At 32.9% G+C, this 17492-nt stretch carries 9 protein-coding genes; all 9 read left to right on the top strand.

The genetic code is table 11. The features are described from left to right. Positions 1 to 170 precede the first annotated feature (170 nt). The 9 genes from IM744_RS12400 to sov all read left to right on the top strand — a co-directional run bounded on the left by IM744_RS12400 (position 171) and on the right by sov (position 17449). Positions 171 to 683 (top strand): hypothetical protein, encoded by a 513-nt coding sequence (locus IM744_RS12400; protein WP_194508471.1) that lies wholly within the window; start codon positions 171 to 173, stop codon positions 681 to 683. Positions 684 to 824: 141 nt separating this feature from the next. Continuing rightward, positions 825 to 1847 (top strand): Holliday junction branch migration DNA helicase RuvB, encoded by a 1023-nt coding sequence (ruvB, locus tag IM744_RS12395; RefSeq protein WP_194508470.1) that lies wholly within the window; start codon positions 825 to 827, stop codon positions 1845 to 1847. Between the two features lie 7 nt (positions 1848 to 1854). Next, complete coding sequence (locus IM744_RS12390) at positions 1855 to 3189, top strand: cytochrome P450 (RefSeq protein ID WP_194508469.1); 1335 nt, start codon at positions 1855 to 1857, stop codon at positions 3187 to 3189. Positions 3190 to 3332: 143 nt separating this feature from the next. Beyond that, positions 3333 to 4676: a cytochrome-c peroxidase gene (locus IM744_RS12385; protein ID WP_194508468.1), complete on the top strand. Its 1344-nt coding sequence runs from the start codon at positions 3333 to 3335 to the stop codon at positions 4674 to 4676. A 56-nt stretch (positions 4677 to 4732) separates the two neighbouring features. After that, on the top strand, positions 4733 to 5650 hold the full coding sequence (gene queG / locus IM744_RS12380; RefSeq protein ID WP_379660179.1) for a tRNA epoxyqueuosine(34) reductase QueG: 918 nt from the start codon (positions 4733 to 4735) through the stop codon (positions 5648 to 5650). A gap of 153 nt (positions 5651 to 5803) precedes the next feature. Continuing rightward, positions 5804 to 6709, top strand: coding sequence for a hypothetical protein (locus tag IM744_RS12375; protein WP_194508466.1), 906 nt, complete (start codon positions 5804 to 5806; stop codon positions 6707 to 6709). A 248-nt stretch (positions 6710 to 6957) separates the two neighbouring features. Next, positions 6958 to 9240 carry an NADP-dependent malic enzyme gene (locus tag IM744_RS12370; protein WP_194508465.1) on the top strand — a complete coding sequence of 761 codons (2283 nt, stop codon included), beginning with the start codon at positions 6958 to 6960 and terminating at the stop codon, positions 9238 to 9240. A gap of 123 nt (positions 9241 to 9363) precedes the next feature. Beyond that, positions 9364 to 9945: a Holliday junction branch migration protein RuvA gene (ruvA, locus tag IM744_RS12365; protein WP_194508464.1), complete on the top strand. Its 582-nt coding sequence runs from the start codon at positions 9364 to 9366 to the stop codon at positions 9943 to 9945. Between the two features lie 4 nt (positions 9946 to 9949). Next, positions 9950 to 17449, top strand: coding sequence for a T9SS outer membrane translocon Sov/SprA (gene sov, locus IM744_RS12360; protein ID WP_194508463.1), 7500 nt, complete (start codon positions 9950 to 9952; stop codon positions 17447 to 17449). The last annotated feature ends 43 nt before the right edge of the window (positions 17450 to 17492 follow it).

Genomic DNA, 17492 nt, shown 5'->3' with positions numbered 1-17492 from the left:
ATATTTAAAGACCTTTAGATTGAGCAATCATTCTAAAGGTCTTTTTTTTATATTGGATTATGCTGAAATATAAAGTCGGGTTATTTTTTCTTTTGTACAAAATTCAAATAATATTTTTATAATTGTTTTTTTTTTTTTTACATTTATAATGAATTTAAAGTCAGACTATTATGAAAAAAATAATTTTCAGTTTATTTATTGTAATATTTGTCTTTTTGTCCTGTGAACAAGAAGATAGTAAGCAAATAAATCAAAATGCAGAACTTACAAAAGAAATCACCTTTGATCGATTAACTAGTAGTGTTATTGGTTATGAGAAAGATGGGAAAGTACAATTAGGTGTTTCAAATGAAAAGGTTATGAATACTTTTAGGAAATTCACTAGAGTATATAGTCAAGATTTAACTCCACAATCATTTGAAGTTATAGAAATTGATTCTAAGCAATATCTACGTTTTCATAGTGAAGGTAATGTAGTGTCTACAATTGCTTTAATTAAAGGAGATAATGGTCAATATAGATCTGGCTCAGTAGTCTGTGAAACCGTTGCATGTGCAAATAATGATGGTTGTATTCCAGAGGGCAATCATTGTACAAAATGTGTTCCCGATAATGCAGATCCAGAAGGTCCTATTAGAGGTGATTGCAAAAAAACCAGTGGAGGTCCAGTTATAGATCCTTAATTTGACTTACATAAATATAATGAAAGCCTTTCTAAAATTTAGAAAGGCTTTTTCATTATATTTGTTTCAAGCAAACCTGCAAGATTTCTAAAACCTTGTAGATTTTATATAAAAAAGACTCCTGCTTTCGCAGGAAGTAGTATGAACGAAAACCTAGACCCAACAGACGACAATTTCACTCCAGAAGAACTTGATGTAGAAAAAAAGTTAAGACCCTTGTCCTTTGATGATTTTACAGGTCAAGATCAGGTATTGGAGAATCTTCAAATTTTTGTTCAGGCAGCTAACGGTAGAGATGAAGCTTTAGACCACACACTATTTCATGGACCTCCAGGATTGGGTAAAACAACGTTAGCGCATATTTTAGCAAGTGAGCTTAATGTTGGTATAAAAGTGACTTCTGGACCAGTTTTAGATAAACCAGGAGACTTAGCTGGATTGCTAACCAATCTTGATGAGCGTGATGTATTATTTATAGATGAAATTCATCGATTAAGTCCAATTGTAGAAGAGTATCTATACTCAGCAATGGAAGACTACAAAATCGATATCATGATTGAGTCTGGACCTAACGCAAGAACGGTTCAAATTAATTTAAATCCGTTTACGCTAGTTGGAGCGACTACACGTTCAGGATTACTAACGTCTCCAATGCGAGCACGTTTTGGGATACAAAGTAGATTACAATATTATAATACTGAATTACTAACCACAATTGTTCAACGTAGTGCAACTATTTTGAATGTTCCTATTTCTATGGAAGCAGCTGTTGAGATTGCTGGACGAAGTCGTGGTACACCAAGAATTGCAAATGCTTTATTACGTCGCGTTCGTGATTTCGCTCAAATAAAAGGAAATGGTAGTATAGATATCAAGATTGCTAAGTTCGCCCTTGAAGCACTCAGTGTAGATGCTCATGGTTTGGATGAAATGGATAATAAAATATTGTCCACTATAATTGATAAATTTAAAGGTGGACCAGTTGGGATTACAACAATTGCGACTGCTGTTAGCGAAAGCGCAGAAACCATAGAAGAGGTTTATGAGCCATTTCTTATTCAACAAGGCTTTTTAATGCGTACACCTCGTGGACGAGAAGTAACAGAACAAGCTTACAAACATTTAGGTAAGATTAAAGGACCTACTCAAGGAGGATTATTCTAAAAAGTGAATGGAAGATAAAAAACAAATACCTACAGTTCCTTTAAATAAATTCATTAGGCATTCGTTAGAAATACTTAAAAACCCTTTACCATTTCATAATAGAAACTTCAATGAACTAGGTGATATTTTTAGATTAAAAATTGGGTTTAAAAATAGCGTGATTTTTTGTAGAGATGCAGCTTTTGCAGTATATGTACTTCAGAAGAATCAAAAAAACTATAAAAAATCTAAAATTCAAACCGAAGACTTAGTCAAATATGTAGGTGAAGGCTTGTTAACTTCCGAAGGTGAAAAATGGAAGAAACAGCGTAAAATGATGCAACCTGCTTTTCACAAAAAGCAATTAGAAAAGTTGCTGAGTGGGATGCAAGACACAATAGTTTCAGAATATGAAAAGATACAAACAGATTCTACCATAGATATTTTTCCAATTCTTAATGATTTAGCATTTCAAACGGTAGTTAAATCATTATTTACTAAAGCAGCCAAATCAAAAGATATGGGAAGGCTTCAGTTTATAACCGAAGCTAATCAACGCATGCTCGTTAGAGAATTACGTCAACCTTACCTAGGTTGGTGGTTTAAACTAAGTGGTACGATTAATACACATTTAAACCTTTCAGAAGAAGCTAGAGTAATTTTAAAGCGTATTGTAGATGAAAGAAAATCATCTGGTAAACGTTATGATGATTTATTAGATATGCTACTCGAAACCAAATATGATGACGGACTTGGGATGAGTGAAGAACAACTTATTGATGAAATCTTAATCATATTTACAGCAGGACATGAGACGACTTCTAATGCATTGACATTTACATTTCAGTTACTAGCGAAACATCCTGAATGGCAAGAGAAGATATATGAGGAAATTTCCGAAGTAAAAAAAGAGGCAGATGAATTGATGGTTAATGTTATGGCTTCAAAAATTTGTCAGCAAGTTATTGAGGAATCCATGAGATTGTATCCTCCAGCTTATTTTATAGATCGTGTAAATAAGACAGATGATAGTTTTAATGGTTTAGACTTTGAAGCAGATTCTAATCTCTTATTTTCGGTTTATGAAATACATCGTCATCCAGATCTTTGGGATGATGCAGACCAATTTAAACCAGAACGTTTTGATGAAGGTTCAAGAAAGTTCTCATCACAATATTTTCCCTTTGGAGCAGGACCAAGAAAATGTATTGGTAATAACTTTGCTATGTTTGAAATGATTATTGCGGTTCAAGAATTAGTTTCAAAGTATAAAATATATCCAGATTTTGAAGATATTGATATTACTCCTTTAATTACTTTGAAACCAAAAAATGCATTTTTAAGATTTGAAAAGAGAACTTAAAATTAATGTCATCACTTAATAAGTGAAAATCAGCAGTTTATCTCCGCTAATGTTATATGTGGTATAAAACAAGACTTTAATCTAATTTATTCAGCTTGTTATTTATTTTAATTTACTTTTCAGAAGCTATTAAATCAATCACAATGAAAAATTTACGATTCTATATTCTGTTATTGACAGGATTTACTACCTTTTTGGTGTCTTGTGCATCAGATGATGATAACTACGAGTCAATTCCATCACAGAGTATTCTAGAAAGTAGGATTATTGAACTTTACGGTTCTAAAGATGCTTTAATTCAACCTTTAGCAACAGATTTCAATCTCATCCCAAACGATCCTAATAACTCAATAACTTCTGCAAAAGTAGAACTTGGTAAAATGCTTTTTCATGAAACAGGAATTGCAATGAATCCAAATATGGAGGAAAGTATGCAAATGTATTCTTGCGCAAGTTGTCATCATGCTAAGGCTGGTTTTCAAAGTGGAATATTGCAAGGTATTGGAGAAGGTGGAAATGGTTTTGGAGTTAATGGTGAAGGACGATTCAAAAATGTCATGTACTTGGAGGCAGATATAGATGTTCAGCCCATTAGAACACCAAGTGTACTCAACGTTGCATATCAAGACGTTATGCTTTGGAATGGTCAATTTGGTGGTACAGGAACAAATCAAGGTACCGAAGCAAACTGGACAATTGGCACACCTAAAGCTGTTAATAACTTAGGGTTTGAAGGTGTAGAAACTCAAGCTATTGCAGGTTTAGATGTACACAGATTAGTTATTGACCAAAATTTTATAATTAATTCAACTTATAAAGATATGTTTGATGAGGCATTCCCAAATGATGATGTTTCAGATCGTTATTCAAAGTTAAATGCAGGTTTAGCAATCGCAGCTTATGAGCGTACGTTATTACCAAATCAAGCACCTTTTCAGCAATGGTTAAACGGAAATGAAAATGCTATGAATGAGCAAGAAACAGAAGGAGCTCTCTTGTTTTTTGATGATGCTAATTGTTATTCATGTCATTCTGGCCCAGCTTTAAACGGAATGGATTTTTATGCTTTAGGTATGAAAGATTTAGCAGGAGATGAAGTATTGACAATAATAGATGATGCTACTAAACGAGGTCGAGGAGGTTTTACCAATAACCCAGAAGATGATTTTAAATTTAAAACACCTCAATTGTATAATTTAAAAGATGTGACATTTTTTGGTCATGGAGGAAGTTTTCAATCTATTGAAGATGTTATTCGTTATAAAAATACTGCTGAAATAGAAAATCAAGAAGTTTCGTCTAGTCAAGTGACTCCTTTATTTGCATCTCTTAATTTATCAGATGATGAAATTGATGCGATTACTGCATTTCTAGAAAATGCACTTTATGATAGTAATTTACAACGTTATGTTCCAGAAGAATTACCAACTGGTTATTGTTTTCCTAATGCAGATCCTATGTCATCTCAAGATATGGGTTGTAATTAATCCATTTAGTTTTCTTTAAAACTCTAAAATAAACTTTAGATGTTTTAAATTTGAACGTGAACAAAACACAACAATCTCAATTTATAAAAGCAGAAGCCAAACGTCTTGGGTTTTTGTCCTGCGGAATAAGTAAAGCAGGCTTTTTAGAAGAAGAAGCGCCTCGACTCGAAAAATGGTTGAAGAATAATGCACATGGCGAAATGCGTTATATGGAAAACCACTTTGATAAACGCCTCGACCCAACAAAATTGGTTGAAGGTTCAAAAAGTGTGGTATCATTACTTTTAAATTATTTTCCTTCGGAAATTCAAAACCCTGAAAGTTATCAACTCTCAAAATACGCCTACGGAACCGATTATCACTTCGTCATCAAAGATAAACTGAAAGAATTATTATATTCTATTCAAGATAAAATTGGAGATGTACACGGAAGAGCTTTTGTCGATTCTGCACCAGTATTAGATAAAGCTTGGGCAGCAAAATCTGGATTAGGATGGATTGGAAAACATAGCAACTTACTCACGCAACAAATTGGTTCCTTCTATTTTATAGCAGAACTTATTATTGATTTAGACTTAGAATACGACCACGCAACAACAGACCATTGCGGAACTTGTACTGCATGCATTGATGCATGCCCAACCGAAGCCATTACAGAACCTTATGTTGTAGATGGAAGCAAATGCATTTCTTATTTCACTATAGAACTAAAAGAAAATATTCCTACGGAATTTAAAGGTCAGTTTAATGATTGGATGTTTGGTTGTGACATTTGTCAAGATGTGTGTCCTTGGAATCGATTTTCAAAAGCGCACAGTGAACCCTTATTTAATCCACATCCAGAATTATTGTCAATGACTAAAAAGGATTGGGAAGAAATTACAAAAGACACCTTTAATAAGATATTTAAAAAATCGGCAGTTAAACGAACAAAATTTGAAGGATTAAACCGAAATATTAATTTTTTAAAATAGCGATGTTTTAACAATTATCGTTTAGTATTTTCGCACTTTAAATACAGTTTGAATCAATTAATTTAGGAGCTTTCAAAATAAAGTTATTTAGTTTTGAAATGTTTAAAGATTTGTTTCGACTATAGCTGATTAATCAATTAAAAGACACAAAAAATGAAAACACTCTATAAACTTCTAGGTTTATTTTTAGTATTAAATCTTGTAGCTTGTAAGCAAACAGCCAAAGAAGAAGTAGATACTACTACAGAAGTAAAAACAACTGAAGCTAATTATGATATTCCAGATTCTTGGATACAAAAAAGAGTTGATGCAGCTAATAAAAGACTTAATACTACAGAAGCAGGTAAAGTACTTTGGAGCGCAATGGAAGCACATGGAGGTTTGAATAAATGGTATTCTAATGGCTATTTTTCGTTTCATTTTAATTACGCACCAGTAAATGTTAAAGGTATTAGAGATTCTTATCAAACCATAGATACTTGGAGTAATAAGGCAAGACATAATAGTATTACAGATCCAACATCAAGTTTTGGTTGGGATGGTGAAGAAGCTTGGGTAAAACCAAAGGATAGTACTTCATTTGCTTACGATACGCAATTTTGGGCGTTAACACCATTATATTTTTCTGGTCAGCCTTTTGTTTTAGATGGAGAAGGTGTTAACCTTGAATTATTACCAGAACAAGAATTTCAAGGTACAATGCAAAAAGTCATAAAAGCGACTTATGATGCTGGTGTAGGATCTGCTCCAGATGATTATTATATTCTATATGTAAATGCAAAAACTAATTTGGTTGATGCTTTTAAATATATTGTTTCTTATCCAGAGTACTTCCCTAATGGAGGTCATGCTCCAGAGAAGATTACAGTGACTCAAGGAACAACTACTGTAGACGGTATTGTTTTTGCAACAGGTTTTAAAACCTATTGGTCAACTAATGATAAGGATGGGTTAGGTGAGTATATTACTAAAATAGACGTTAGTGATATTAGTTTTTCTCCAACTGTAGAAGAAAATTTCTTTTCAAAACCAGAAGGAGCTAAAGTATTAAATAAGTAATTTTATATAATTAACAGTATAATAAAAGCCTCAGTAATCATTTTTTGATTATTGAGGCTTTTTGTTTTTACTTGCTTCAAAAGGCTTTAGCTAAACGTACTAAGTTTGAAGGTTTAGAAATAAATATCCCATTCCAAAGGTTTAATATTTCCGAAGAAAACTCAATAATTCTCAGTTTAAGTTACTCTTAAAACACGTACATTTGTAATTCGATTTTTTACAAGCTATAATTAATTCACACCACCTATATGAGCAAGCAAAGTAAACGCAGAGAAGCTTTAGTGTATCACGCAAAACCAACTCCAGGAAAAATACAAGTAGTTCCCACAAAAAAATATGCAACACAAAGAGATTTATCTTTAGCATATTCTCCAGGAGTAGCAGAGCCTTGTTTAGAGATTGAAAAAGATAAAAAGAACGTTTATAAATATACAGCAAAAGGAAATTTAGTTGCTGTAATATCAAATGGAACTGCAGTTTTAGGTCTAGGTAATATTGGTCCTGAAGCATCAAAGCCTGTAATGGAAGGTAAAGGATTACTCTTTAAAATATTTGCAGATATTGATGTGTTTGATATTGAGGTTGATACTGAAAATATTGAAGAATTCATTCAAACCGTAAAAATGATTGCTCCTACTTTTGGAGGAATTAATCTTGAAGATATTAAAGCGCCTGAAGCTTTTGAAATAGAACGTCGACTTAAAGAGGAATTAGACATTCCTGTAATGCATGATGACCAACATGGTACTGCTATTATTTCTGCAGCAGCATTATTAAATGCTATAGAAATTGCAGGAAAGAAAATAGAAGAAGTTCAAATTGTGATAAGTGGTGCTGGCGCTGCAGCTATTTCATGTTCTAGATTATATCAAGCTTGTGGAGCAAAACGCGAGAATATGGTCATGTGTGATAGTAAAGGTGTCATTAGAGATGATCGTGATGATCTTACTACTGAAAAAGCTGAATTTGCAACGCATAGAAAAATTGATACACTACTAGAAGCTATGGAAAATGCCGATGTTTTTATCGGTTTATCAAGGGCAGATATTGTGACTCCAAATATGCTTTTGGCTATGGCTAATGATCCTATTGTTTTTGCTATGGCTAATCCAGATCCAGAGATTCCTTATGATGTGGCTATTGCAACTCGTAAAGATATTATCATGGCAACGGGTAGAAGTGATCATCCTAACCAAGTGAATAATGTTCTTGGATTCCCATTTATTTTTAGAGGAGCTTTAGATGTTCGTGCTACAAAAATAAATGAAGCTATGAAAATGGCAGCTGTTTATGCTTTAGCAAATTTAGCTAAAGAACCAGTGCCAGAACAAGTAAATATCGCTTATGGTGAAACGCGTTTGACTTTTGGACGTGATTATATTATACCGAAACCTTTTGATCCAAGATTAATTGCCGAAGTGCCTCCAGCAGTAGCAAAAGCTGCCATGGAAAGTGGTGTTGCGACAGAACCAATTGAGGATTGGGAAAAATATAAAAATGAACTTTTAGAACGTTTAGGGTCTGATAACAAAATTGTGAGATTGCTTATTAATAGAGCAAAAATGAACCCAAAACGAGTGGTTTTTGCAGAAGCAGATCAATTAGATGTACTAAAAGCTGCTCAGATTGTTCATGATGAAGGGATTGCTACACCTATTTTATTAGGTCGTCGTCAAACGATTGTTAAATTAATGGAAGAGATTGAATTTGATGCAGATATAGAAATCATTGATCCAAAATCTGACGAAGAAGAAGAACGAAAAAATCAATATGCAAAAGTATATTGGAATCAAAGAAATCGTAAAGGTGTAACACTTTATTCCGCAGAAAAAATAATGCGAGAGCGTAATTACTATGCAGCAATGATGGTTAATGTAGGAGATGCAGATGCTTTGATATCTGGGTATTCTAGAAGTTATCCATCTGTAGTAAAACCAATGTTAGAACTTATTGGGTTAGCTCCTGGATCTACAAGAGCAGCGACTACTAATGTAATGATGACCCAACGTGGACCAATGTTTTTGAGTGATACGTCTATTAATATTAATCCATCAGCAGAAGATTTAACGAGAATTGCACAAATGACAGCAAGTGTAGTAAAGATGTTTGGTATGGAGCCTGTGATGGCAATGATCTCTTATTCTAATTTTGGATCTTCTAAAAATCAAACAGCAACTAAAGTTCGAGAAGCAGTAGAGTATTTGCATAAAAGACATCCTAGTTTAATAGTTGATGGTGAATTACAAACTGATTTTGCGCTCAATAGAGAACTTTTGGAGACTACATTTCCATTTTCTAAACTTGCAGGAAAGAAGGTGAATACACTTATTTTTCCTAATTTGGAATCGGCTAATATTACTTATAAGTTATTAAAGGAACTTAATAAAGCAGACTCTATTGGACCTATAATGATGGGTATGAAAAAACCTGTTCATATCTTACAATTGCATGCAAGTGTAGATGAAATTGTAAATATGACCGCTATCGCAGTGATAGATGCTCAACAAAAAGCTAAGATATCTAGTAAGTAAGCAGAGTGTATTACCAAACTAATCATCTTTGTAATGCAAATAATTTTATTACATTTGAGTTTTCATTTTTAATTGTGACATAGTTGTTATTATGTTGTGATTTAGATTAAACCCAATTGAGTAATGATAACACATATTCAAGGTAAATTAGTAGAGAAGAATCCAACAGATGTTGTCATAGACTGTAATGGTGTTGGTTATTTTTTAAATATATCATTACATACTTTTTCACAAATTCCAGACCAAGAGGCTCTCAAATTATTTACACATTTAATTGTGCGAGAAGATTCTCATACCCTTTTTGGATTCGCATCTGTCTCAGAACGTGAAATTTTTAAATTATTATTATCTGTAAGCGGTATTGGAGCAAATACAGCTCGTACGATGCTGTCATCATTATCACCACAACAAGTTAAAGAGGGTATTGCACATGGTGATGTCGCATTAATTCAATCTGTTAAAGGGATTGGAGCTAAAACTGCAGCGAGAGTAATATTAGATTTAAAAGATAAAATACTTAAAGTATACGATATTGACGAAGTTTCTGTTAATAAAAACAATACGAATAAAGATGAAGCGTTATCAGCTTTAGAAGTTTTAGGGTTTGTTAAAAAGCAAGCAGAACGTGTTGTGGATAAAATTGTGTCAAAGCAACCAGATGCAACTGTAGAAAATATTATTAAAGAAGCGTTAAAAAATTTATAGAAATTTGATTACAACTAACTATACTTTATCGAAATCATTTAAGCACTTATTTAGTATTGCTTTAGTTTTGTTTAGTGGTTTTGGTTTTGCACAAACTGATCCTATAGAGCAAGATTCAACTAAAACAGGATTTTCTTTAGGTAGGCTGAGTATTCCAAATCCGCAAAGTATAGTTTCAAAATACACATACGATCCAATTACAGATAGATACATTTATACTGAAACAGTTGGAAATTTTAATATCAACTATCCAATAATTTTAACACCTGCGGAATTTCAAAGACTCGTATTACTAGAGCAGCAACAAAAATATTATAAACAAAAAATTGATGCTGCAGCAGGACAAAAAGAAGGGTCTGAGGATGAACAAAAAAATCTATTACCAGAATTTTATGTCAACTCTGGATTTTTTGAAACTATTTTTGGAGGAAATACAATTGAAGTCATCCCTCAAGGTTCTGCTGAAGTAGATTTAGGAATATTATTCACAAAACAAGACAACCCAACATTCTCGCCTAGAAACCGAAGTAATTTTACGTTTGATTTTGATCAGCGTATCAGCTTAAGTTTATTAGGTAAAGTAGGTACACGTTTACAAGTAACTGTTAATTATGATACAGAATCTACATTTGATTTTCAACAATTAACAAAGTTAGAATATACACCAACTGAAGATGATATTATTAGAAAAATTGAAGTAGGTAACGTAAGTATGCCTCTTAATAGTTCATTAATAACTGGTGCACAGAGTTTATTTGGTGTTAAAACCGAATTACAATTTGGTAAAACTAGAGTAACAGCTATTTTCTCTGAGCAAAAATCACAATCACAATCTGTTGTAGCTCAAGGTGGTGGTACTGTAGAGGAATTTGAGTTTTTTGCTAGAGACTACGATGAAAATAGACACTATTTCTTATCACACTATTTTAGAGATACCTATGATGCATCGATGTTAAGCTATCCTTACATTGCTAATAATGTTCAAGTAACGAGAATTGAAGTATGGGTAACCAATAGGAGTAATCAAACCGAAAATGTTAGAAATATTGTAGCACTCCAAGATTTAGGGGAATCAGACTATGATCCTGCAGATACTGCAAATGATGATATTGGTTTAGAAAATCCGCCAGCAGGATTTATAAATGTTCCCACAGGATCATTCCCAGATAATGGAAATAACAATTTTGATCCAACAAACATTGGAGGAGCAGGTTCTCAATTATCAACAGCAGTAAGAGATATTACAACTGCAGAACAAGGTATCTTGATTCCTGCGAATGAAGGTTTTGACTTCGGAAAACTTGAAAACGCAAGAAAATTAGAACAAGGACGAGATTATGAGTTAAGCCAACAACTAGGTTATATTTCTTTAAATCAAAGATTACTTAATGATGAAATTTTAGCAGTTGCTTTTCAATACACTATAGGTGGAGAAGTGTATCAAGTTGGTGAATTTGCTAATGATGGTGTGAACTCTACAGCTTCTGGAAATGATACAGATAATGACGGTGTTCCAGATGCTATTGACGCAGATGTTGATGGAGATGGTACGGTAGATAATGGACCAGATACAGATGGCGATGGGATTAATGATATAGGTGATGCAGATATTAATGGAGACGGAACAATCGATAACGGACCTGACGCTAATTTTGATGGTGTTAATGATAGTTTTATAACCGTTCAAGAAGGTTCTACACAAAGTTTGATTGTTAAAATGTTGAAGAGTCCAATTACAGATGTCAATCAGCCTATTTGGGACTTGATGATGAAAAACATCTATGATACTGGCGCTTTTCAATTAGATAAAGATGATTTTAGACTTAATATTTTTTATACTGAAGCTTCGCCTTTAAACTATATTTCCCCTGTTGTATTACAAGATGGTACTGTAATTCCATTTCCAGAATTTAATAATAACACGCCTTTCGATACTTCGGATGATGGAGAAATCATAGACACACCTTTAATTAGGTTATTTCATTTAGATAGATTAAACTTTAATAACGATCCACAAGCAGGTGGTGATGGATTTTTTGATTTTGTGCCAGGTATGACCGTTTTAACTCAAAATGGAAAAATCATATTTACAAAAACAGAACCTTTTGGTCGTTACCTATTTGATATTCTTGATGACGATGGTGTTAGTATAGATAACGAAGCAGATTATAATTATGATGGTCCATTAATAGGAAGTCCATATAATGCCAATCAAGAAAAGTACGTTTACGATATTCTTTACAAGGAAACAAAAACAGCAGCATTAGATGAAGCTGAGAAAAATAAATTTCAAATAAAGGGACGTTACAAGTCTTCAGGAGGTGATGGGATTCCGTTAGGAGCATTTAATGTGCCTAGAGGATCTGTGATTGTAACCGCTGGAGGAAGAACTTTAGTTGAGGGACAAGATTATACAGTTAATTATCAAATTGGTCGTGTGTATATTATTGATGAAGCTTTAAAATCATCTAATATTCCTATCAATGTTTCCGTAGAAAATAATGCAGTTTTCGGACAACAAACAAGACGTTTTACAGGAGTAAATGTAGAACATCAGTTTAATGAAAACTTTGTTTTAGGTGCGACACTTTTAAATTTAAGTGAGCGTCCAATTACTCAGAAAGCTAATTATAATACAGAGCCAATTAATAATACAATATTTGGTTTTAATGGTAATTATTCTACAGAAGTACCATTTTTTACAAGATTAGTTAATAAACTTCCAAATATTGATACAGATGCGCCTTCAAATCTTTCGGTAAGAGGTGAGTTTGCATATTTAGCACCAGGAGCTCCTAAAGGAACAGACTTTGACAATGAAGCTACTGCTTATGTAGATGATTTTGAAGGTACACAAGGTGCCATCGATTTATTATCGCCTCAATCCTGGTTCTTATCGAGTAGACCTAGAGGTTTAGGGAAAATTTATGCAGGTTTTGGTGGTGAAGATGAAAATGGTATTCAAAATGGTTTTGATAGAGCATTATTAAACTGGTACACTATTGACCCTATTTTTTATAGTACTCAACGTCCAGGTGATATTAGTGATGAAGATGTTTCAGACTTGTATACTCGACGTGTGTTTATTGATGAAGTCTTCCCGCAATTAGATATTGCTCAAGGTCAAAGTACAGTAATAAACACTTTAGATTTAGTGTATTATCCAACAGAGAGAGGTCCATATAATTTTGACCCAAATGCAGATGGAGATAACATTGAGGCGAATGATAGTTGGGCAGGAATTACAAGACAAATAACGTCTACAGATTTTGAACAAGCCAACGTAGAATACATTGAGTTTTGGTTAATGAATCCTTTTATGGATGACAGTGGGAACACCATTTTAAGTTCTTCTCCAGGAAGCCTATTTATTAATTTGGGTAACATTTCCGAAGATGTATTAAAAGATGGTAAGAAGCAATATGAGAATGGGTTGCCAGAAGATGGTGATATCACACCAATATTACCAGTAACAGCTTACCAAACGGTTGTGCCTAGAAATCAATCATTAATTTATACTTTCTCTACTGGAGGAGAAGAGCGTAACAATCAAGATGCAGGTTATGACGGTTATGATGATGCTCAAGAATTAGCGCAATTTGGAGCAGCGTTTGGACCAGATCCATCAAAAGATAATTATACCTATTACTTAAATACTGAAGGCGATATTTTTAATCGTTACAAAAAATATAATGGTCAGCAAGGGAACTCTCCAGATGTGTTTACAGACACGAATAGAGGTTCTACAGCGCAGCCTGATGTTGAGGATATCAATAGAGATAATACAATGAATACTATTGATAGTTATTTTCAATATGAAGTAAAAATCGATCCAAACACTTTAAATGATAATAATCCTCAAATTAATGATGTAAAAACAAGAACAGTAACGTTACCAAATGGTCAAGCTGCAAATGTTACATATTATCAATTTAGAATCCCAATCTCTGAACCTACGGAAGCTATTGGAGGTATCTCAGATATTAGATCAGTTCGTTTTGCGCGTTTGTTTTTAAAAGATTTTGAAGAGAAAACGGTCATGCGTTTTGCAACTTTAGATCTGGTACGTAGTGATTGGAGACGTTATAAATTAACACTTGATGATGAGGCTAACAATGATAATGATAGTACAGATTTTACTGTAGGTGTTGTTGGACTTCAACAAAATGAAGGTAATTATGTATTACCTCCCGGTGTTGAATTAGAGCAATTAAATAACAACAATAATATTATTAGACAAAATGAGCAATCTTTGCAACTTGAGGTTTGTGATTTAGAACCACAAGATTCTCGTGGTGTTTATAAAAATATTAATGTAGATATGCGACAGTATAATAAACTGCGTATGTTTATTCATGCAGATGAAGGAGAGTCTACATCTATGCTTACTGATGGTGATTTGGTTGGTTTTATACGTATGGGTAATGACTTTACTCAAAACTATTATCAAATAGAAGTGCCTTTACAAATATCATCTGGTATGTCATCTTCAGAGTCTGTTTGGCCAGAAGTAAATGAAATTAATATAGAACTAGATGTATTAGAACAAATAAAATCTATAGGTATTGCAGATGGTTCATTAGCAGACTTAGAACCAAATTTTTATGACCTCAATGGAGGTGAATTAACAGAAACAACAGAATTTGCTCCACATACTATTGGACAACAAAGAGTAGCTATTAAAGGAAATCCAAACTTTGGAGATGTACGAGTTTTAATGGTAGGTGTTAAGAATGCTAGTCAAAGTGGAATGGACGTTTGTGGAGAAGTTTGGTTCAATGAGTTACGTTTAGCAGATTTAGATAATGAAGGTGGATGGGCTGCAGTTGCTGCAATGGATGCTAATTTTGCAGACTTTGCTAATGTAAGTGCAACAGGACGTAAAAGTACCATTGGTTTTGGTTCTGTTGAGCAAAGACCAAATGAACGAAGTAGAGAAGATGTTGAGCAGTATGATGTAGTGACTAATTTAAATTTAGGTCAGTTACTGCCTAAAAAATGGGGAATTCAATTACCATTTAATTATGCAATAGGTGAACAAATTATCACACCAGAATATGATGAGTTTTATAGAGATATAAAATTACAAACACAGTTAGATAATACGACTAATCGTGATTCAATTTTAAAGGTTAATGAAACCTATGTCAAACGTAAGAGTATCAATTTTATAGGTGTTAGAAAAAATAGAACAGGAGATTCAAAACCACGTTTCTATGATGTAGAAAACTTAACGGTTAATTACTCTTATAACAAAGAAGAGAGTCGTGATTTTGAAATAGAGAGCGCTTTAAGTCAGCAAATAAGAGCAGGAGTTAATTATGCTTATAGTTTTGATGCTAAGCCTATAGAGCCATTTAAGAAAAATGATTCTCTGTTTACAGGTAAATACTGGAAGATTTTAAAAGACTTCAATTTTAACCCAGTACCAACGAGTTTTTCAGTAAATACAGATATTATTCGTCAGTTTAATAAGCAAAAATTTAGAGAAGTAGATTTAACGGGAGATAATATTGGTTTGGAAGAGTTATTCCGAAGAAATTATAATTTTAACACGCAATATGCTCTTAATTACAACTTGACGAAAGCATTGAGTTTAAATTTTACAGCTGCAAACACAAATATTGTTAGAAATTATTTTGTGGATGATGTTATTAATGGTAGACAAAATCCAAACTTAGATGTTTGGGATGGATTCTTTGATTTTGGTGATCCAAATATTCAAAACCAGCAACTACAGGTTAACTATGAAATCCCATTATATAAGATTCCTACGTTGAGTTTTATGAGAGCAACGTATTCTTATACTGGAGATTTCCAATGGCAAAAAGGATCAGACATTAACAACAGTTTACCTGGAATTCCAGATTTAGGTAATTCAATCCAAAATGCGAACACTCATAATATCAACTCTACATTTAACATGGAGACTTTGTATAAGCATGTTGGTCTTACAAAAAAGAAAACTAGAGGTTCTAGAACATCTAAAAGGGCAACGCCTAATGCTTTAGATAAGGATGGAAAATCTACTGCACCAACTGCTGCGCAAAATGAACCAAGTAAAAAAGGCGCAGGTTCTAAAATATTGGATGGAGCAATAGATTTATTGACTGCAGTAAAACGTATTCAAATAAATTATACCGAAAATAATGGTTCTTATTTACCAGGTTATTTAAGAACACCTGGATTTATTGGTACTTTCAAGCCAACTCTGGGTTATACTTTTGGTAGTCAAAGTGATATTAGAGATTTAGCTGCTAGAAATGGTTGGCTAACTGTATATGAGGATTTTAATCAGCAATATAGCGAAACGACTAATCGTATTTTAGATATTTCTGCAGACATAGAATTGATTCCAGATTTGAATATTGATCTAACGGGTGGTCGTACATATTCTGAAAACACGACGCAAAACTTTAGAGTTGAAGATTTTGTAGATGCTAATGGTGATCCAGGTTCAGATGGTGTGTTGGATTATAATCCGTTGATTACTAATTCCTTCGGAAATTTTAATATTTCAACAGCTTTAATCAAAACATCATTTAGTAAAAGTGACGAAAATCAATCTGCAGCATTTGATGATTTTAGAACAAATAGGCTAGTAGTTGCTAGACGTTTAGCGAGAAACTTTTATGGGAATGATACTTATGCTGTAGATGCAGAAGGTTATCCTTTAGGCTTTGGTAAAAACAGTCAAGCTGTACTATTACCATCATTTTTAGCAGCTTATAAAGGGACAAATCCAGATAAGATTAGTTTATCTGCTTTTAGAGATATTCCAATCCCTAACTGGCAATTAAAATATACAGGCTTCATGAAAATGAAGTGGTTTAAAAAACGTTTTAAGCGTTTTTCAATTACGCATGGTTACCGCTCTAGTTATACAATTAATCAATTTAGAACAAATTTAGATTTAAAACCAGAAGATTTACAACCAGGAGTAGCTTATGAAGACCAGCTTAACTTTAATGATGTTGTTGACCAATCTGGGAATTTTAAAAATCAAACCATTTATAGTAACATCAATCTAGAAGAACAATTTAGTCCATTATTTAGACTTGATTTTGAAATGAAGAACTCAGTAAAGATTTTAGCTGAAATGAAAAAAGACAGAATATTGTCTATGAGTTTTGATAATAATTTATTGACAGAAATTCAAGGTAAAGAATACATTTTAGGTTTAGGATACCGTATCAAAGATTTACGTATTAATTCTAAATTAGCAGGACCAAAGCAAGTTATAAAAAGTGATTTAAATATGAAGGCAGATGTTTCAGTAAGAAACAATAAAACCATTATTAGATATTTAGATATTGAAAATAATCAAATCACACAAGGTCAAACCATTTGGGGATTAAAGTATACTGCAGATTATGCATTTTCTAAAAACTTAACTGCAATCTTCTACTTTGATTATACATTCTCAGAGTACGAAATATCAACTGCATTTCCACAAACGACAATTAGATCAGGATTTACATTGCGTTACAATTTTGGAAATTAGTAGTAAATACTATCTAAAAAAATTACATTTGTAATAACATATA

It is taken from the genome of Psychroserpens luteus, assembly GCF_015319355.1.
GTDB classification, from domain to species: Bacteria; Bacteroidota; Bacteroidia; order Flavobacteriales; family Flavobacteriaceae; genus Psychroserpens; species Psychroserpens luteus.
The sequence above is the reverse complement of the archived record's forward strand: the minus strand, read 5'-3'. Positions and strand labels throughout refer to the sequence as shown.